The sequence below is a fragment of the Bacillus infantis genome (assembly GCF_020171945.1).
Taxonomy (GTDB): Bacteria; Bacillota; Bacilli; order Bacillales; family Cytobacillaceae; genus Bacillus_AB; species Bacillus_AB infantis_A.
Genome location: NZ_JAIVAP010000023.1, coordinates 36,709 through 55,097 on the forward strand (window position 1 = coordinate 36,709; position 18,389 = coordinate 55,097).

18 protein-coding genes are annotated in these 18,389 nt (G+C 45.9%); 15 read left to right on the forward strand and 3 right to left on the reverse strand.

Going from position 1 to position 18,389, the window contains the following annotated elements:
• Positions 1–65: 65 nt before the first annotated feature.
• From LCM00_RS21530 to LCM00_RS21540, 3 genes are all read left to right on the forward strand, one after another.
• Positions 66–449 carry a hypothetical protein gene (locus LCM00_RS21530; protein ID WP_224905907.1) on the forward strand — a complete coding sequence of 128 codons (384 nt, stop codon included), beginning with the start codon at positions 66–68 and terminating at the stop codon, positions 447–449.
• Between the two features lie 94 nt (positions 450–543).
• Complete coding sequence (locus LCM00_RS21535) at positions 544–966, forward strand: HIT family protein (protein ID WP_404802185.1); 423 nt, start codon at positions 544–546, stop codon at positions 964–966.
• A 285-nt stretch (positions 967–1,251) separates the two neighbouring features.
• Positions 1,252–2,547 (forward strand): DUF5667 domain-containing protein, encoded by a 1,296-nt coding sequence (locus LCM00_RS21540; protein WP_224905908.1) that lies wholly within the window; start codon positions 1,252–1,254, stop codon positions 2,545–2,547.
• A 306-nt stretch (positions 2,548–2,853) separates the two neighbouring features.
• Here the strand turns inward: LCM00_RS21540 and LCM00_RS21545 are convergent, their stop codons facing one another.
• Positions 2,854–4,629, reverse strand: a complete 1,776-nt coding sequence (locus tag LCM00_RS21545; protein WP_224905913.1) for a sensor histidine kinase — start codon at positions 4,627–4,629, stop codon at positions 2,854–2,856.
• Positions 4,626–5,336 (reverse strand): response regulator transcription factor, encoded by a 711-nt coding sequence (locus tag LCM00_RS21550; protein ID WP_101551851.1) that lies wholly within the window; start codon positions 5,334–5,336, stop codon positions 4,626–4,628. The genes LCM00_RS21545 and LCM00_RS21550 overlap by 4 nt, the downstream gene beginning before the upstream one ends.
• Before the next feature lie 175 nt (positions 5,337–5,511).
• Here LCM00_RS21550 and LCM00_RS21555 point away from each other — a divergent pair, with 175 nt between their 5' ends.
• The 3 genes from LCM00_RS21555 (at position 5,512) to LCM00_RS21565 (ending at position 7,968) form a co-directional block, all read left to right on the forward strand.
• Complete coding sequence (locus tag LCM00_RS21555) at positions 5,512–6,717, forward strand: DUF418 domain-containing protein (protein WP_224905915.1); 1,206 nt, start codon at positions 5,512–5,514, stop codon at positions 6,715–6,717.
• Positions 6,718–6,830: 113 nt separating this feature from the next.
• A complete protein-coding gene (locus LCM00_RS21560; protein ID WP_224905917.1) occupies positions 6,831–7,460 on the forward strand; it encodes an NUDIX hydrolase in 630 nt (209 codons plus the stop codon).
• Between the two features lie 82 nt (positions 7,461–7,542).
• A complete protein-coding gene (locus LCM00_RS21565; protein ID WP_101551845.1) occupies positions 7,543–7,968 on the forward strand; it encodes an ASCH domain-containing protein in 426 nt (141 codons plus the stop codon).
• A gap of 49 nt (positions 7,969–8,017) precedes the next feature.
• On the opposite strand, the gene LCM00_RS21570 is transcribed toward LCM00_RS21565, so the two are convergent.
• Complete coding sequence (locus LCM00_RS21570; RefSeq protein WP_224905919.1) at positions 8,018–8,203, reverse strand: hypothetical protein; 186 nt, start codon at positions 8,201–8,203, stop codon at positions 8,018–8,020.
• Positions 8,204–8,265: 62 nt separating this feature from the next.
• Here LCM00_RS21570 and LCM00_RS21575 point away from each other — a divergent pair, with 62 nt between their 5' ends.
• From LCM00_RS21575 to LCM00_RS21615, 9 genes are all read left to right on the forward strand, one after another.
• Positions 8,266–9,501 carry a cation:proton antiporter gene (locus LCM00_RS21575; protein WP_101551841.1) on the forward strand — a complete coding sequence of 412 codons (1,236 nt, stop codon included), beginning with the start codon at positions 8,266–8,268 and terminating at the stop codon, positions 9,499–9,501.
• A gap of 257 nt (positions 9,502–9,758) precedes the next feature.
• Positions 9,759–10,541 carry a threonine/serine exporter family protein gene (locus tag LCM00_RS21580; protein ID WP_101551839.1) on the forward strand — a complete coding sequence of 261 codons (783 nt, stop codon included), beginning with the start codon at positions 9,759–9,761 and terminating at the stop codon, positions 10,539–10,541.
• A gap of 11 nt (positions 10,542–10,552) precedes the next feature.
• Positions 10,553–10,993, forward strand: coding sequence for a threonine/serine exporter family protein (locus LCM00_RS21585; RefSeq protein WP_101551837.1), 441 nt, complete (start codon positions 10,553–10,555; stop codon positions 10,991–10,993).
• Between the two features lie 217 nt (positions 10,994–11,210).
• Positions 11,211–12,953: an ABC transporter ATP-binding protein gene (locus LCM00_RS21590; RefSeq protein ID WP_224905921.1), complete on the forward strand. Its 1,743-nt coding sequence runs from the start codon at positions 11,211–11,213 to the stop codon at positions 12,951–12,953.
• Positions 12,934–14,781 carry an ABC transporter ATP-binding protein gene (locus LCM00_RS21595; RefSeq protein WP_224905923.1) on the forward strand — a complete coding sequence of 616 codons (1,848 nt, stop codon included), beginning with the start codon at positions 12,934–12,936 and terminating at the stop codon, positions 14,779–14,781. Before LCM00_RS21590 ends, LCM00_RS21595 begins: the two co-directional genes overlap by 20 nt.
• A 172-nt stretch (positions 14,782–14,953) precedes the next feature.
• Positions 14,954–16,411, forward strand: coding sequence for an alanine/glycine:cation symporter family protein (locus tag LCM00_RS21600; RefSeq protein ID WP_224905925.1), 1,458 nt, complete (start codon positions 14,954–14,956; stop codon positions 16,409–16,411).
• A 658-nt stretch (positions 16,412–17,069) separates the two neighbouring features.
• Positions 17,070–17,357, forward strand: a complete 288-nt coding sequence (locus LCM00_RS21605) for a DUF2185 domain-containing protein (RefSeq protein ID WP_224905964.1) — start codon at positions 17,070–17,072, stop codon at positions 17,355–17,357.
• A gap of 206 nt (positions 17,358–17,563) precedes the next feature.
• Positions 17,564–17,797, forward strand: coding sequence for a hypothetical protein (locus LCM00_RS21610; protein WP_263623457.1), 234 nt, complete (start codon positions 17,564–17,566; stop codon positions 17,795–17,797).
• Positions 17,798–17,907: 110 nt separating this feature from the next.
• The gene (locus LCM00_RS21615) at positions 17,908–18,237 is read left to right on the forward strand and encodes an aminoglycoside adenylyltransferase domain-containing protein (protein ID WP_224905927.1); all 330 of its coding nucleotides are present in this window, start codon (positions 17,908–17,910) and stop codon (positions 18,235–18,237) included.
• Positions 18,238–18,389 lie beyond the last annotated feature (152 nt).

Genomic DNA, 18,389 nt, shown 5'->3' on the forward strand with positions numbered 1-18,389 from the left:
ATTTTTTCAGAGCAATGAGGTTGGAGCAGCACTGTTTAATTTGAGCCAGCTAAGGGGGTAATTAGATGAAAAAGGCTGTATTTATACTTGGTATAGCAATAGTTATTATAGCTGTGTTCATCTTCGTAAATAAATTATACTATCCCTCTCTTCCGATAAAGAATTTATCAGCAAAAGAAGCAATTGAAAAACTAAAAGAATCTGAAAGTAAAGTAGCAGAACTTGCAGTAGAAGGTGATTCTATTTGGTATATCACAAGTAGTGAGAACACAGGTATATCGATTGCTGATGAAAATATAAAACAAATGATTAGTTCAAACGGATGGGAATTTAAAGAAAAAGATGGTGCTGGTCTGTTCTTTGAAAAAGACGGAAAGAGATTAATAGCTACCACCCAAATGTGGAATGGGAACTATGTTCTCGTTAAAATCCCGGCTGATTTTAAATAATCTAAAATGGCACGTACCGTACGGAGCAGGGGAAAAGCCGGAGATAACTTCAAACGCTTACGTACTGAATAATAAACAAAAGGCAGTGTTTAAAGTGGAATGTTCCGGTTGTAATTTAGCAAATAAAAAGGAACCAGTTAATGTAGTTTGGGAGGATGACCATGTTTGCTGCTTCTTGGACCATGCCCCATTTAACGAAGGGCATATCTTAATTTTACCTAAAAAACATGTAAGGTATTTTGATGAACTTGATGAAAGTACTGCCACTTCCATAATGAAGGCTGCAGGGCTTCTTTCAAAGGTAATTAAGGAATTGTTTAATCCAGATGGTATTACCGTTTGTCAAAATGGGGGCAGTTTTGATGAGCTAACTCACTTTCATATGCACGTTGTTCCGAGATATGAAGGACAAAACTTCGCAAGCTTTTATTCCGAAGAAACTGAAGAAGTTGCAGTAGATGAAGTCGGTTTATCTAAGACCAGAAGAATAATAATCAATTCGATAAACAGTATATAAAAAAGGAAAGTTTATTTTGCTAATAGTGCTTATGTTCTAGATCAGCTGCCAAACCAGGCGGCTTTTCTTATGCAATAAATAGTCGTTTTATAATTTAGAATCTTCAACTTCTCTTAACCTTTAATCACATACAGAGGAACACATATAGAATTAAAAATTTTACCAACAGCTAAATACTGCACACTAAATTTAGAAAAGTTATTTTATTTTTTTTATATAGACCGTCACAAACCTGTCTGCTTTTGTCGAAAGATATGTCGAAAACAGATCAGGAGGCAGCAGACTATGAAAAATAAGAAATCATTATTAAGCGGTGTCGCAGCATCAGCACTTCTACTTTCTTCATTGGGGACAAGCGCTGTATATGCGAATGAGAGTGCAGCTGAACAGAATGCAGATACGGAAGAAGCAGTTGAAGTTGATGTAAACGATGAAACGACAGCTGCAGAAGAAAATTCAGCTGATACTGAAGCTGCAGTCGAGGAAGAAGTAACTGAAGAAGAAGCAGATGATAATGGAACAACAGCGGACGAGGATCAAGAGCAAGAAGAGGCACCGGCTTTAGTTCCTGGAGATTTCTTCTACTTTGTAAAGACTATGATGGAAAAAGTAAGGCTTGCTGTCACAATGGATGATTACAAGGAAGCACGCCTTTTAGCTGACTTTGCAGCAGAGCGTATTGCTGAAGCAAATACATTGCTTGCAGAGGGAAAAACGGATGAGGCGACAGCACTTTTAGAAGAGGCAATTGCTACTCAACAGGAAGCTGCTGAGAGTTTAACAGATTCAGAAGACAGTGCCGGTAATGATACAGAAGTGGCAGAGGAGGCTGCTGAGGAAACGGAAGCAGATGAAGTTCAGCCAGCTGAAGACACTGAAGCGGTAACAGAAGCAACGGAAGGCGAAGAAGCTGCAGGGGCAGAAGATGAAGTAGAATTAAAGCTTGCTCAAAACATCGATGCACTAGCCGCCGCATTGTCACATGTTAAAAATCCTACCGCTCAATTGGCATTAATGAAGAATATTCAAAAGTCTTTTGCGAAATTAGACAAAAAACTTGCAAAGCTTGAAGCAAAAGCAGAAAAATTCAAGGTCGAAACAACTGATGATGATAAAGCCGTTGAGGAAGAAGCTGCAGCAGATACTGAAACTGCGGCAACAGAGGCAACCCCAGAAGCAACAAAGGAAAAGGCTGTTGAGGATGCCGTAACAGAAGAAACAGCAACGGATGAACAAGCTGAAACCGAAGCTGCGGAAGAAACTAAAAAATCAGCTGCTGTTGCCCCCGGATTAGCCAAGAAAGAGGAAGCAAAGGCTAAAGCAGCTGAAAAGCGTGCTGAAGGCCAGGCAACTGCTGCTGTTAAAAAGCAAGAAGCTCAAGAGAAGAAAACTGATAAACAACAGCAAGTCCAAGAAAAGAAAGCTGATAAGCAGCAGCAAGTCCAAGAAAAGAAAGCAGATAAACAACAGCAGGTTCAAGAAAAGAAAGCTGTTAACCAGCAGCAAGCAAACGAAAAGAAACAAAATGGCCAAAACAAAGGCGCGGAGAATAATAAAGACCGCGGTAAAGGAAAAGAATAATATTTTTCATAAACCTAGTACTTTGAGTGCTGGGTTTATTTTTCTGCCTGCATGTCTTGGTTGCAGATCTTAAGCTTGATCTGGAATTGAATGGAAGCAGTTGATATAAGAGCCTTATATCAAATTAATTTAAACATCTTTACCCTTTGGAGCCTTCAATTAAACAAGCAGCAAAAAACGCTCGGACGTAAGCCCAAGCGTTTTTTTGTCTGTTTTTTTCTGGCTCAATATAATCTATGTTTCTAGGAAGTTATTTCTTTCGTTTCTTACACTTTCCCTCATGCAAGCTAATTCCCGGCATTGTGGCTATGCCAAACCTTCTAACCTTCCTGCACGCTCCGCCTCTTTCTCCAAAGGAAACTCAAGCCGGAAAACAGTCCCCCGATGTTTGACAGAAGAGACAAGAATGCTGCCGCCATGCAGTTCGGCGATGGCGCGGGCGATGCTCATGCCGAGGCCGGCGCCTTCTGTCTGCTCGTCTGTGCTTGTACCGCGGAAGTAGCGGTCAAAGAGGTGCCGGACTGTTTCTTCGTCCATTCCCGCACCATTGTCAGAAATGGTGACAATGGCGGATTGGTCCTGTCTGCTGACTGAGGCGGTAATGCTTGTGCCCTTTGGATTGTGCTTGATGCAGTTGTAGATAAGGTTATCGAGCATCCGCTCAAACCACCGTATATCTGCTTGGATAAAAAGATCTGTATTTGCCCCTTCAAAGTTAAAGGGAACATCGTCAAGGGTGCGGTCGTTTACAAATTTCAGCATGATGCCGCGCACAAGTTCGTTCAGGTCGGCCGGCTTCAGCTGATGGGGGAGCGACTGGTTTTTGAGCTGGAAGGCCAGGGAGAAGTCCTCGATCAGGGCTGTCATATAATCTCCTTTTTCCCTGATCATCCTGCCCATGTCCAGAAGCTCTGCTTCGGTCCAGCGGTACTGCCCGCTTTCAAGCAAATGGGCATAGCCCTGGATAGTGGAAAGGGGTGTCCTTAGATCGTGGGATATGCCGGTCATCCACTCTTCACGCGTTTTGTCCAGCCGGTCTCTTTCCTTGTCCGATGCAGAAAGCTTTTCGGCCATTTCGTAAAAAGCCCCGATTACTTCTTTATAAAGCTTGTATCTCAGGCGCACCTTCCCATTTTTCCGGAAGACTTTTTTGCGTTCTTTTTCTGTCAGCACTTCCTCGTAATTTCCGTAGCCCATCCTTTCCAGCCAGCCGGTGAAGAGAAGGAGGGGCTGGCCGTACCGGAAGCCATGCCAGAAGGAAATGCCTATGGTCAAGGCAAGCAGTACAGCTGCGAGGATAACAATGACCCTCATTACTTCAGTAAGAAACGCAAAGCCTTCAGGCTCTGCCTCTTGCCTGGGGGTATGCATAATCCAAGTGAAACCCGATTCCGGATCATTGAAGATCGTTGTATGGGTTTCGAATTTTCCCGGTGATTTTGTCCTGACAAGTACATCGAGAGGCTTGTAGTCTTGTTTCATTATTTCAGAACCGGCGGATTGGACAACTTTCCCATCCTGGTTTACCACATGGATGGAGCCTTCCATTGGCTCTAATTCCCTTTCCAGCTTCTTCAGGTTTTCATCAGAGAGCCTGCCGCTGCTTGAATACTGTGAGAACCAGTGCTGGAGGCTTTCCAGCTCATTGTTTTCATAGCCGAGCATATAAAAATACGGGTCCTTAAAGGTTGTGTCGACCTCGGAATAAACATAGAAGCCTTCATATTGATTCGTTTTTTCAATCTGGAGGATCTCGCTGACGGAGTATGAGTCAGGCAGGAGTTCAGGCGTATTTTCTGACCCGATGACCTCCCCATCCATATCAACAACCTGCACCCAGAGATTCCGTTCCTCGAGCTGATGTTTCCAGGCATCACTGATGGTGGCCTTGTTATCCTCAATCAGCGTATCGATCGTAATGCCTTCCAGGGCACCAGCGGGCCAATTTTGCTTCATTTCTTCTCTGTTTAAATGCATCAGCAGCACAAATAGAAGCACCAGAGAAAAAATCGCGACAAACACCATGATGGAAATGAACTGAAGAGAGAAGTGAAGGGCCAGCCTCCGCCTGAGCGACTTCATCCCTTTTTCCCCTTGACCAGCTTGTAGCCCAGTCCGCGCACGGTTACGAGCAGTTCCGGGTGGCTCGGGTCTTTCTCGATTCTTTCCCGGATCCTTCGGATATGTACAGTAACGGTATTATCATCCACAAAGCTGTCAAAGCCCCATACGGCTTCAAGCATCTGCGTTTTTGAGATGACGGTGTTCGGATGCTGGCACAAATACTGCAGCAGGAGAAATACCTGGGCAGGCGTCTGTACGGCCTTTCCCTCGACAATCAGGTCCCCTGCCTCTTCGTCCAGGATAAATCGCCCGAAATCATGCTTTCTGCCAGTCTCTTTTATGGCAGGGGAAGCAGCCTGGTTCCGCCGGAGCCTTGCCTTGATCCTCGCCGCGATTTCCAATGGGTTGAAGGGCTTGGTAATATAATCGTCCCCGCCGATCGCAAATCCTGTCAGCACATCAAGATCAGAGACGCGTGCTGTTAAAAAGAGAATATAAGCATTGGAGATTTCCCTGATTTTCGGGCAGATATCGAAGCCGCTTTGTCCAGGGAGCATAACATCAAGCACCACAATATCAATGGGGTGACGGGAAACGCACTCAAGCGCCTCTTCTGCTGTGTAAGCTGTATGTATAGAAGTGAATCCTTCTTTTCTTAGAACGGTTTCCATTAATTTCACGATTGATTTCTCATCATCCACTAATAAGATTTCTGCATTTTCCACTTTTGCCCACCTCGGTCACTATCGTAGCACATAAACCTTACGAGCATATTAACAACTTTCCAGAAAGTTTATCAGAAAGTAAACTTCTGTTTCTCCCAGGGAAATAGAGGCGGACTATACTGGAGATAGAATATAAGCTTCCTATTGAAGGAAAGCAGATTAAAGGAGTATGAAAATGGACGGAGCAAATAAGAGGATACACGTAATCGATGGGATGAGGGGCTTCAGCCTGTTGGGCATCCTGGCTGCCAATATGCTGATTTTTCAATACGGGATGTTTGGGAAGGATGAGATGGGGGCATTTTCACCTTCTGGGCTGGATCATTTCCTGCATGAAACTTTAAAGATTTTTGTTGAGAGCAGCTTCATGCCGATCTTCACTTTTTTATTCGGCTATTCATTGATCAAGCTGAAAGAGGGGCTTGAAGATAAAGGTTTGAAATACAGGAGGCATCTGATGCGGAGGTTTTTCCTGCTCCTCGTGCTGGGCGGCTTGCACGGCGGTCTACTATGGGAGGGCGACATCCTTTTCTCTTATGGAATCATGGGCTTCTTTCTGCTGCTCTTCCTGAACCGGAAAAAGAAAACCCTCCTTGTATGGGGAATGGTGCTGCTGATTCTTGCTTCCTTTATGGGCTATGGCATGGACTCTGCCGTCCCGGCCGATGAGGCAAAAAGGATGGATGAGTATGTGGCAGACACTAATAAAATATATGGCACAGGAACCTACAGCGAAATATCCAATCATCGCAATAATGCCGATCCGTTCGGGATGCCGGACTCCTTTTACCTGTTCATGATGCTTGCCATGCCGTTCATAACAGCGCCCCTGTTTCTGTTTGGCATGTATGCCGCCAAGCGCCGCTCTTTCCATGAAATCGGCCGCAATAAGAGCAGATATCTGCTTTGGGGAGGCATCCTCACCGGAGCGGGAATCCTGCTGAAAGCCTCGCCGCTCATGGTGGCGGAATCTGGCTGGACCGGTGTTCTGTATATGTTTGGAGGGAATATTTTATCACTCGGCTATATCTTCCTTTTTGCCTGGCTGTACGCAGTTAAGGGAAGCGCCGTTTTGTTCAGGGCTTTTGAAAGTGTAGGCAGGCTGTCGCTGAGCAATTATCTATTGCAGTCTGTTATCTGCACCACTGTTTTTTATGGCTATGGCCTGGGATTGTTCGGCAAGCTGGGCGTACTGGCAGGCATCCTGCTGACCGTGGCGATCTACAGCGTCCAGCTTGCCGGAAGCTATTTCTATCTGAAGCTGTTCCGAACGGGCCCGTTTGAAAAAATCATGCGGATGTGGACCTATTTCTCTTTATCAGGGAGACCTAAGAAGAAGAAGGCTAAAGAAGAGAGAGATCTGCTGGCTAATGCCCAATAGTGAAAAGCCCTGGGAGGCAATCCTTCCAGGGCTTTTTGCCATGCAGGATTTTCCTGCATGTGGGAGAATAACTCTAAGGACTGCAATTTAACAACAAGCAGAGGAGAGATCATATGGAGCAGGAGCTTTTGAAAATATTCGATGAGGAAGGAAATCAGATCGGGACGGCCACAAGGAAGGATGTGCACCGGCAGGGATTTTGGCATGAAGCTTTTCACTGCTGGTTCATTCAGCGGGAAGAGGAGAAGGTCTATATATATGTACAGCTGAGAAGCAAAGAGAAAAAGGATTATCCGGACCTTCTGGATATTACGGCGGCCGGGCATCTGCTGGCTGAAGAAACCGTTGAGGATGGCGTCAGGGAAATAAAAGAAGAAATCGGCATCGATGTTGATATCGAAGAGCTGTCACCGCTCGGAATCATTAGATATTGCATTGAGAAGGAGAACTTCATTGATAAAGAAATGGCAAATGTGTTTCTTTACGAATGCTCCCAGCCGTTCATCGAGTATGAGCTGCAGCAGGAAGAAGTAGCCGGCATTTACCGGATTGAATGGGACAGCTTCAAGAAGCTTTGGGAAAGCGGGGACGGCAAGGTGCAGATGGAAGGCTTCGAGATCGGCAGTGCCGGCGAGAAAGTTTATTTGGAGAAGGAAGCAGCCATCGGAGATTTTGTACCGCATGACCGCTCTTATTACCAGGAAGTCATTAAAGGCATCACGCAGCGGCTTGATCTGATGTAGCAGACCCGTCAGCTCCACAAAACATAAATTTTCCCTGGGATAGCAGACTATAGATATCAAAATGCAGGATGGGGGATGGAGATTGAAGGTATTAACAATGAAACAGCCCTGGGCCAGTCTGTTTGCCCTGCGGGAGGCTGAGTATGAAACGCGGACTTGGAAAACCCCATACAGAGGGGCGCTGGCCATTCATACCAGCCAGAAAATTGACGTAAAAGCATGCAGGCAAAAGATGGTCTCGGAGCTTTTAGGCCGGCATGGGTACTCAGAGGAAAATCTTCCCGCCGGGCAGATCATAGCTGTCTGCCGCCTGGAGGATTGCTTTAGTGTCATAGATCACTCCGGGTCAGGGGCCGTGCTTGAAAACGGCAGGATTATATCGGGACAGGAGCTCTATCTGGGCGATTACCGGACTGGCTGCTATGCCTGGCAGGTCAGCGGCATGGAAATCCTGAAGGAGCCAATCCCGGCCAAAGGCCGGCTGGGTTTATGGGAATACCCGCTTTGAGGGCGGGCTTTTCTATTTTAAGCTGGTAAAGACTGTCAAGGCGGCATTTTTATACTAGGACCCTTATCTCCATATTTTCCGCCTTTGCAGGAGCTTTTGGCCTTATGATGGCAAGTGAAGAAAAGGAAGGGACAGCAGAATAAGCAAGTCTCCTCTCATGCATGAAAACCTCTCCCGGAAGGGATACTTGGGCTATAGCGGCATCCTTTTTCAATAGGTGGTTTTCTGCTTCCATATTGAGGTAAAGGTAATGGCAGGACTGCAGGCTAATGTCTGTGCCGGAAAGGGGAATTTTCAGTGCATCATTTTGATGAGGTCTTTATTCAAATCTTATTTTTGCTCGCTGTTTCGGTAACGGTTATCGGAATTGCAAAGCTGGCCAGGCAGCCATATTCCATTGCGCTTGTACTGGTCGGTCTTATCCTGGGGCTCACCAATATACCGCTTCTTGAAGAGGCTGAACAGTTTATTACACAATCACATATTTTTCAGGCTATCATTATTTCTCTATTTCTCCCCATTTTATTGGGGGATGCCTCCATTAAAATGCCTTTTTCTCAGGTGAAGCAGGTGAGGAGGCCGATTTTGGCGCTTGCCTTTGGGGGAACCTTTCTCTCATTCATTATTATCGGCCTGGGCTCATATTATCTGCTTGGGCTTCCGCTGGTCCTTTCCTTCACGTTTGCTTCCCTGATGAGTGCAACAGACCCGATCAGTGTTATATCAATATTCAAAACGCTCGGCGTTCCAAAAAAGCTGGTGACCATTATAGAAGGAGAGTCTCTCCTTAATGATGGTGTGGCTGTTGTACTGTTCCAGATATCCTCCATCTACCTGCTTACGTACATAGAAATGGGCTGGGCCGGGATTGCGAGCGGCGTTTGGCTGTTCATTAAATTCAGTATAGGCGGGGCCCTGCTTGGAGCCTTGCTGGGCTATATTTTTTCACAGATCATCCGCATTTATGATGACTATCCGCTCGAAATTGCATTTTCAATCCTGCTGTTCTTCGGCAGCTATTTTATCGCTGAGCATCTGGAGGTATCAGGTGTTATCGCCGTAGTGGTCGGAGGGGTCATTTTCGGGAATTATGGCGCAAGGATCGGCATGTCCGAGACAACGAAGACTAATATCAGCTCTTTCTGGGATGTGATCACCCTGATCGCCAATTCTCTGATTTTCCTGATGATCGGCCTGGAAATCAAAAATATCAGCTTCATCAATAACTGGTGGACGATTGTCCTGGCCATCGTCATTGTGCTGGCAGGCCGGACAATTGCCCTTTACAGCAGCCTTGCATTTGTTAAAGACTTTTCCAGCAAATACAAAATCCTGCTGAACTGGGGAGGCTTGAAGGGAAGCCTCTCGATTGCCCTTGCATTGAGCCTTCCGCCTTCTTTTGCAGGCAGGGATACAGTCCTGCTTCTTGCCTTCAGCGTGGTTCTGTTCTCCCTGATTGTCCAGGGGCTCACGATCAAGCCGATCATTCAGAAGCTCGGGATAAAGCCTGTCCCTGATGATGATAAACATTGACCGGAAATCCATTCAGCATGCTGGATGGATTTTTTGGCTGAGAGACCAAGAGATCTTTAAAAAGGGCTTGAAGTTATGCGATTTATCTTTCTTTTGTAAGGAAAGGAAATTAAAATTGCCTCTGCCATCCTTCATGCTTTAAACTGTAAAAAGTGCATGGGGGAATATACATCCCAGCAGGGCAAATTTCCGGAAGAAAATAAAGGCGGGATCGCTCCTGCTTTGTTTGACCATGACCTCAGCCAAGTGATTTGTGCATGGAGGGAGAGCCAGTGGAGGAATTCAAGAACGATACATATGAAATCATGGAGGTTTGCCTTCTTGCCGGAAAAATCATGCTCCAAAGCGGCGCAGAAACATACCGGGTCGAGGACACGATGATGCGGATAGCTGCTTCCTTCGGGGTTGACCAGTCGCACAGCTATGTTACGCCGACTGGCATTATTTTTTCCATAGAAGGCCATGATCCGACCAAAACGAAGCTGATCAGGATTTCCGAGCGGGGAACTGATCTTGATAAAGTCACCATCGTCAACAGCATCTCGCGCAATATCAGCAGCGGGGAGCTGACAGTGAAGGAAGCCCTGCAGTCATTGCGGGAAGTGGAGGCTGCCCCGATGGCGTATTCGCTGCTGCTTCAGATACTGGCGGCTGCCATTTCCAGCGGCTGTTTCCTAATTATGTTCAAGGGGAGCTGGGAAGACTTTTTGCCCGCGGTAGTATGCGGCGGACTGGGTTTCATTTCTTTTGTCTATTTTCATAAATGGGTGCCGATCAAGTTCTTTGCTGAGTTTGTAGCGGCATTTGTCATTGGCCTCGCATCTTATGCTTTTGTCTTTTCCGGGGCCGGCAATGAGCTTGATAAAATTATTATCGGATCAGTGATGCCGCTTGTACCCGGTCTGCTGATTACCAATGCAGTCAGGGATTTGATCGCGGGCCATCTGGTGTCAGGTCTGTCAAAAGGCGCTGAAGCATTTCTGACTGCTTTTGCCATCGGATCAGGCATCGCGGTCGTATTATCTTTCATCTCATTTTAAGGAGGCATTGCATGGAAACGATTGAACAGCTTGCAACAAGCTTTATAGCATCGGCAGCATTCGGGATTCTATTCAATGCCCCGAAAAAGTCATTGATCAAGTGCGGTACGGTCGGCATGATCGGCTGGCTCGTCTATTTCTGGATGGAATCGTCTGGGGTTGACGCCGTTGCGGCAACAATTAGTGCAGCTTTTTTCGTGGCTTTCACAAGCCAGTTTTTTGCAAGAGCCTATAAGACGCCGATCATCATCTTCAGTGTAGCCGGGATCATCCCGCTTGTTCCGGGCGGGCTTGCATATGATGCGATGAGGAATTTTGTTGAGAATGACTATAATACAGCCATCTCCCTCGCAGCCCGGGCCTTCATGATTTCCGGGGCGATCGCAATCGGGCTTGTGTTCTCAGAGGTCATCAACCAGATCATCAAGAATGCGAGAAGAGTCCAGAGCTGAAGGATTTCCATTATATAAAACAAGGGGAGGCATGTAACTGCATGCCTTTTTGCATACAGTAAAAAGAATTAGCAGATAAATAATTTCAAAATTCCGTAAAAAGTCGTATGATAGTGTATATATTTAGTTAAACGAAAGATTAAGATTCTGAACTTTTTCCTCGAAAGGCGGGTAAAGGAAAAGCAATTCAGCAGGAATCAGACTTGGAGGACGATTTATGGGAAAGGTGTTTGGATTTTTAAAAATATACAGAGTCGCCGTCATTGTCGCTCTTGCATTGATGCTGACAGAGCTTGCGGTTGAGCTGCTTCAGCCGCTCTTGATGGCCAAGATCATTGATGAAGGAATCATGAAAAAGGATATGGATGAGGTCCTGATTTGGGGTGCGGTCATGGTTGGCATCTCACTGATTGCCTTTGCGGCCGGCATCATCAATTCCTTTTATGCTGCGCACGTCAGCCAGAGCTTCGGCTTTGATATCAGGAAGAGTGTGTTCAGGAAAGTGCAATCCTTCTCGTTTGCTAACTTTGCCATGTTTCCGGGTTCTTCTCTTATCACGAGGATGACCAATGATGTCACATTGCTCCAGAATATCGTCTTCATGAGCCTGCGCATCATGATGCGTGCTCCGCTCTTGGTTATTGGGGGTTTGATCATGGCGTTTGTTGTCAATGTGAAGCTCGCTTTGATTCTGAGTGCGGTTGTCCCATTTTTATTTATTTTCCTCATTTTTATTATGAATAAAGGCGGGGCCTTGTTTAAAAAAGTTCAGGAGAAGCTGGATGACGTCAATAATGTGATGCAGGAAAATCTGGCCGGCATCAGGCTCATCAAGGCGTTTCTGCGCAGGAACCATGAAAGCGAAAGGTTCACAGAGGTAACAGGGGACCTGAAGGACCAGACTGTTTTTGCTCTGCGGCTGATGGAAGTGACGATGCCGATGCTTCTTCTGATCATGAATATAAGCATCATCGGAGTCCTCTGGTTTGGAAGCATCCAGGTGGATGACGGGAGCGCCAAAGTAGGGGAAGTGGTTGCCGTCATCAACTATGCCACAAGGATTACGGGTGCACTTTCAATGCTTTCTTTTATCATCATGGCCTTCTCCCGGGCGAAAGCCTCGGCTGGCAGGATTGCCGATGTCCTGAATACAGAAGTGGATCTGAAGGATTCTGAGCACGCTCTGGCTGGATTTGAAATAGAGGGAGGGGAAATCGAGTTTGATTCTGTGAGCTTCCGCTACCCGGGCACAGACACAGTGGTGCTTGACGGTGTATCCTTCAAAATAAAGGCCGGCGAGACGGCAGCCATCCTTGGTGCCACAGGGGCCGGCAAGTCATCTTTATTCCAGCTGATTCCCCGGCTGTATGACGTGACTGGCGGAACCGTCCGGATTGACGGGCAGGATATCCAGAGAGTCAGACTGGAAGATCTGCGCAAACAGATCGGATTCGTCCCGCAGGAGGCCCTGCTCTTTACAGGAAGCGTCCAGGAAAATATCCGCTGGGGGAAAGAAGACGCAACCCTTGCAGAGGTGGAGGAAGCGGCAAAGAAGGCCCAGATCCATTCTTCCATTGAAAGGCTCTCTGCTCAATATGACACGAAGATCGGGCAAAAGGGCGTCAATCTTTCAGGGGGCCAGAAGCAGCGCCTTTCCATCGCCCGTGCCCTTGTCCGCAAGCCGAAGATCCTTTTGCTGGATGACAGCACAAGTGCCCTGGATTTAAAAACAGAGGCAAAGCTCCTGGAGGCATTGCGGACGTATACCGCGACAACTCTCATCATTACACAGAAAATCAGTACGGCGATCGAATCAGTTCATATTCTGCTGCTGGAAGATGGAAGGCTGATTGCCGAGGGGAACCATGAAACACTCCTGAGGGAATCAGAGCTGTATCAAAAAATCTTCCGTTCGCAGTTTGGAGAGGAGGCGCTGGAGCATGTTCAGGGAGCTGACTGAACCATTCCGCTACAAGAAGATTCCAGTCCTGGAGAAAGAGAATCTCAAAAAGACAGCGGATGATGCAAAGAAACCAAAAGTAAAATCGAAGAACTGGGCAGGGACTCTCCGCAGGATCTGGAATTATCTTGCCGAGGAAAAAGGGCTCCTCTTCCTCGTCCTGCTGATGGTCATTCTCAGCAGTGTACTGGGGCTGCTCGGTCCGTTCCTCCTTGGGAGGGGAATTGACCAGTATATCGTAGAAAGAAGCAACAGCGGATTTGCTGTCCTGCTTGCCGGGCTTGCTGCTATCTATATTGTCTATTCTGCGTCCCTTTGGTTCCAGAACTATTGGATGATCGGGATTGCCCAGAACACGGTATTTAAAATGAGGACCCAGCTATTCCGCCACCTTCACAAACTGCCGATTCCGTTTTTTGACAAAAGACAGCATGGAGAGCTGATGAGCCGGGTGACAAATGATATCGAAAATGTCAGCTCCACGCTGAACAGCTCGGTCATTCAAGTTTTTTCTAGTGTGCTAACGCTTGTCGGGACCGTGGGGGTCATGCTATGGCTGAGTCCGCTGCTTACCCTGATCACCATGATCATTGTTCCGGTCATGTTTTATGGAATGAAGTGGATAACGAACCGGACCGGCCGGCTCTTCAAAGAGCAGCAGCGCAACCTGGGAGAGCTGAACGGCTTTGTCCAGGAAACGATTTCCGGACAGCGGATAGTCAAAACTTTTTCCCAGGAAGACAGAGTGATTGAAGAATTCATCGGCAAAGGCGAAAAGCTTCGGGCAGCGGGCTTCTGGGCCCAGACGTATTCAGGCTTCATCCCCAAACTGATGAACATGCTGAATAATATGAGCTTTGCCATCATCGCAGGAGTGGGCGGCATATTTGTCCTAAAAGGGATGATATCAATCGGCGTCATCGTCATTTTTGCCGAATATGCCCGCCAGTTCACCCGTCCGCTTAATGACCTGGCCAACCAGTTTAACACCCTGTTGTCGGCTATCGCCGGTGCTGAAAGGGTATTCGAAATCATGGACCAGAAAGAAGAATTCGAGGATGAAGAGGATGCAGAAGAAATCAGCTTTATCAAAGGGGAAGTAGTGTTCAAGGATGTTTCTTTTTCTTATGAAAAGGGTGAAAATACAGTAACAGGCATCAATTTCAAGGCAAATACCGGGCAGACTGTGGCCCTTGTCGGTCCGACCGGCGCCGGAAAGTCTACGATCATCAACCTGATCTCCCGGTTTTATAATTATGACAGCGGCAGCATCACGATCGATGGCCGTGAGCTGAAAAAAATCAAGCGTGAAAGCTTAAGGCAGCATATGGCATTCGTCCTCCAGGATTCGCTCCTTTTTCAGGGAACTGTCAGGGAAAATATCCGCTACGGAAAGCTGGATGCGACAGACGAAGAAGTGGAAAAAGCTGCAAAGATGGCTAATGCACACTCGTTCATCATGAAGCTGCCGCAGCAGTATGATACCATCCTGAAGGGGGACGCCAGCGGAATCAGCCAGGGGCAGCGCCAGCTTTTATCCATTGCCAGGGCTTTTCTTGCAGATCCTTCAATATTGATTCTTGATGAAGCAACTAGCAGCATTGATACCATCACAGAAATGAAAATCCAGGAAGCGCTCCAGACGCTGATGGAAGGAAGAACCAGCTTTGTGGTGGCCCACAGGCTGAACACCATCCAGCAGGCCGACCAGATCCTTGTCCTTGATGAGGGCAGGATCATTGAGAAAGGCCCCCATGAGGAACTTCTTGAACAGGAAGGATTCTACCATGGCCTTTACCACAGCCAGCTGAAGGAAGAGGCGATATAGGAAAAAAGGTGCACGGCCTTTAGGCTGTGCGCCTTTTTTGTATTTCGGGCTGGAGAGTTCTGTTCCTTCATTAATGTCTGTAGAAGACAGAGCAAAAAAAGATTGTACTCCAGTACCATTTCACATATAATTCTTAATAGGAAAAAGATTCAGAATAAAAGGGGGAATTTGTTTGGAAGGTTTTGTTAGCCAATTAAACGGAATACTTTGGAGCACGCCTGTCATTTATATTTGTTTGGCAGTAGGGCTGCTATTTTCCGTGTTAACCCGTTTTCTGCAGATCAGGCACATTAAAGACATGGTGCTGCTCATGTTCAAAGGCAAAAGTTCCGATGCGGGCGTATCTTCTTTCCAGGCCTTATCTATTGCTCTTTCCGGCCGCGTGGGAACTGGTAACATCGCTGGTACCGCTACAGCAATTGCTATGGGCGGACCCGGCGCAGTTTTCTGGATGTGGGCCATTGCATTCATTGGTGCAGGAAGCGCCTTTGTGGAATCAACTCTTGCACAAATCTATAAAGTAAAACAGGATGGATTATACCGCGGGGGCCCTGCTTATTATATCGAAAAGGGCATCGGCATCAAATGGTTTGCAGCTTTATTTGCAGTCGCTGCCCTGCTGGCTATGTCAGTACTTATGCCGGGCATCCAGTCGAATTCGATTGCTTTGGGCATGGAAAATGCATTTGGCGTTAACGTATATATCACTGGCGGAATCATTGTCGTCCTTCTCGGCCTAATCATCTTCGGAGGGGTCAAAAGGATTGCGACAGTTGCCCAATATGCCGTTCCATTCATGGCAGTAGGCTATATGCTGGTTGCCCTGATCATCATCGGCATGAATATCGGCGAGCTTCCAGGCGTAATCTCCCTTATTTTCAGCAGTGCGTTTGCCGCGGATTCCATGTTTGGCGGAATTGTCGGCAGTGCGATTGCCTGGGGGGTAAAACGCGGAATCTATTCCAATGAAGCCGGCCAGGGTACAGGGCCGCATGCAGCCGCAGCTGCCGAGGTATCACATCCGGCAAAGCAGGGGCTTGTCCAGGCATTCTCTGTTTATATCGATACGCTTTTCGTATGTTCTGCAACAGCCTTTATGATTCTTTTCACCGGCATGTTCAACACAGTCGGTGAAGACGGCAAAACGATGATCTTCAACGGACTCCCGGGAGTAGAAGCAGGCCCGGCGTTCACCCAGGCTGCAGTTGACTCTGCACTTCCTGGCTTTGGAGCAGGATTTGTCGCAGTATCTCTTTTCTTCTTTGCTTTTACAACGATCATGGCTTATTACTATATCGCCGAAACGAATATGACTTATCTTATGCGCAATAAGGACGGCAGGTTCATGAACTTCATCCTGAAGATCGTATTGCTGGGCAGCACCTTCTATGGGGCCGTCAATGCAGCCGATCTCGCATGGGCGCTTGGGGATGTCGGGCTCGGCCTGATGGTATGGCTCAATCTGATTGCCATCCTGATCCTGGCCAAACCGGCCCTTATTGCCCTGAAGGACTATGAAGCCCAGAAAAAGCAGGGGCTCGATCCGGTCTTCAACTCCAAGAAGCTCGGCATCAAAAATGCAGAGTATTGGGAAGAGGAATATGTGCAGCAGGATGAAAGAGTTTCATAAATGATCTGAGGGATGCCCTTGATGGTAAGCAGTACCGTCTTGGTGGAGAAACATTTAAAATAGCACACTAATGAACAGGCCAAATCGCATATGATTTGGTCTGTTGTTTTTCATTGTATATCAATGTTTTTTGAATAGTAACACATGAATCCACATGCGAAAGCACCCTTTAGATAACATAGTGACAACCGTTATTGACAATAAGGTAATGACTATTTTTTGAGGAAGTTTTATCCTTAATCGGGTGACCAGCAAGGCTTAAAATAAGCGGAGATTTTCCGGTTAAGCTGCTAAACATGGCACGGTTGGGTTTATATAAGCGGAAAATTTCCGGTTAAGCGGAGCGAAGCTGCCCATTTTCCTGTTTTTTGAATCAATAGCCGGAATTTCTCCGTCTATTTGAGCTGTTTTTAGAGGGTTTTTGAAAATAGGGGGAATTTCTCCGCTTATTTTTCAGCCCGTAATCAATTCCCTCATTCAAGTGCTTATGTTCCAGAACGCCTGCCAACCATTAGGGGCAGTTTAGTTCAATAAAGAAAAAATTTACTACGAAAAGAAAAAGTGGCTGCAAATAAATGTTTGCTTTAAAAAGAAAGGCAAAAAATTCATTATCCCTGGTGACAAAATTGAAAGACTAATTGGCTCTAATGAGGGCTGTATTGCAACTGACAGAATAACAGTTAACGGGTGCAAAGTTGGTTTTATGTATAGAGAAGAGCCATACCAAAACGGGAATCCAGATAGTGGCTGGAGATTCATGGCAGGTGATGAAAGTGATGAATATATGAATAATCCCAAAAACCATTCAGTATATCAAGTTAATACTATATGTAATTACGACAGAGAAATAATACCACTACTGAATTCAGCGCCAGGGACCGCATATATTCGTAATGAAAACGGTAAACTGGTTCTTGATGAAGACTGGGAAGAACCACTAAGTTAGTCTTGATAGATGGCCCCTTAATTCATGGCGTTTTACTATTGAACAAACTGAGGTTAGTTTAATAACTTGAGGAGGGATTCTCTATAACTTATGATTGGGCAAATTGTTCGTCGGATATAAAAGACTTTGTTCTCGATCTGCTATTTAAGACACAAGAAGTTATCCGAGACAATTTCACAGGATTTTATATACACGGCTCACTTGCGATGGGGGGATTCAATCCTAATAGCAGCGATATTGATATCTTAATTGTCACTGAAGACCTATTAAAAATTGAAACCAAAAGACAATTAGCACACCTATTCCTTGCTCATTCAAACACCTCTTTTCCTGTTGAAGTAAGCTGTTTAAATCGAGAACAATTAACGTTATTTGAGCACCCTTGTCCTTTTGACTTCATTACAGCGAATTTTGGAGAGAACGATATGAAGAGGATTTAGCATTACAGACATTTGAGTTTTTAAATGGAGAAATTAAGAAAGATCCAGATTTGGCTGCACATATAACTATAATCAACCATCGGGGAATTTGCATTGAAGGGAAATCAATTGTGGACGTATTTCCTTTGATTCCTCATTCCTTTTACACCTCTTCTATAATTGGAGATTTTAACGATTGCTTAGAAAATATATTTGATGAGCCTGTATATTGCACGTTGAATTTAATTAGGGTGTATTTGTACTTAAGAGAAGGATTAATTTCATCTAAGCAAGAGGCAGGAAACTGGGGATTGTCATCACTGCCAAAAGAGATGTTCCTTACATTAGAGAAGGTGATGTATAACTACTCCCATAAGCAAGACTGTTATCAGTTTGAGGAAAAAGAATTGTTGCTTATCAGAAATTATTTTGCTAAAAATGTACACGGGTTAATGAGCTAAAGGGGCAGGTTTGTTTAATAAGCAGTACCCGAGAAAGAAGCGTTGATCCAACAGGACTAACGCTTTTTTTGTAGTATTCTTTAACATATAAAAGGGGTAGGTGTGTTTAAGTTAATTGTAAATTTCCATGTAAATAATTGTAACCTTTCTTA

Bases quoted from the DNA above. Each gene is read 5' to 3' on its own strand.
- LCM00_RS21530 (WP_224905907.1), top strand. From the start codon at position 66: ATGAAAAAGGCTGTATTTATACTTGGTATAGCAATAGTTATTATAGCT.
- LCM00_RS21540 (WP_224905908.1), top strand. From the start codon at position 1,252: ATGAAAAATAAGAAATCATTATTAAGCGGTGTCGCAGCATCAGCACTT.
- LCM00_RS21545 (WP_224905913.1), bottom strand. From the start codon at position 4,629: ATGAAGTCGCTCAGGCGGAGGCTGGCCCTTCACTTCTCTCTTCAGTTC.
- LCM00_RS21555 (WP_224905915.1), top strand. From the start codon at position 5,512: ATGGACGGAGCAAATAAGAGGATACACGTAATCGATGGGATGAGGGGC.
- LCM00_RS21560 (WP_224905917.1), top strand. From the start codon at position 6,831: ATGGAGCAGGAGCTTTTGAAAATATTCGATGAGGAAGGAAATCAGATC.
- LCM00_RS21570 (WP_224905919.1), bottom strand. From the start codon at position 8,203: ATGGAAGCAGAAAACCACCTATTGAAAAAGGATGCCGCTATAGCCCAA.
- LCM00_RS21580 (WP_101551839.1), top strand. From the start codon at position 9,759: ATGGAGGGAGAGCCAGTGGAGGAATTCAAGAACGATACATATGAAATC.
- LCM00_RS21585 (WP_101551837.1), top strand. From the start codon at position 10,553: ATGGAAACGATTGAACAGCTTGCAACAAGCTTTATAGCATCGGCAGCA.
- LCM00_RS21590 (WP_224905921.1), top strand. From the start codon at position 11,211: ATGGGAAAGGTGTTTGGATTTTTAAAAATATACAGAGTCGCCGTCATT.
- LCM00_RS21595 (WP_224905923.1), top strand. From the start codon at position 12,934: ATGTTCAGGGAGCTGACTGAACCATTCCGCTACAAGAAGATTCCAGTC.
- LCM00_RS21610 (WP_263623457.1), top strand. From the start codon at position 17,564: ATGGGGGGATTCAATCCTAATAGCAGCGATATTGATATCTTAATTGTC.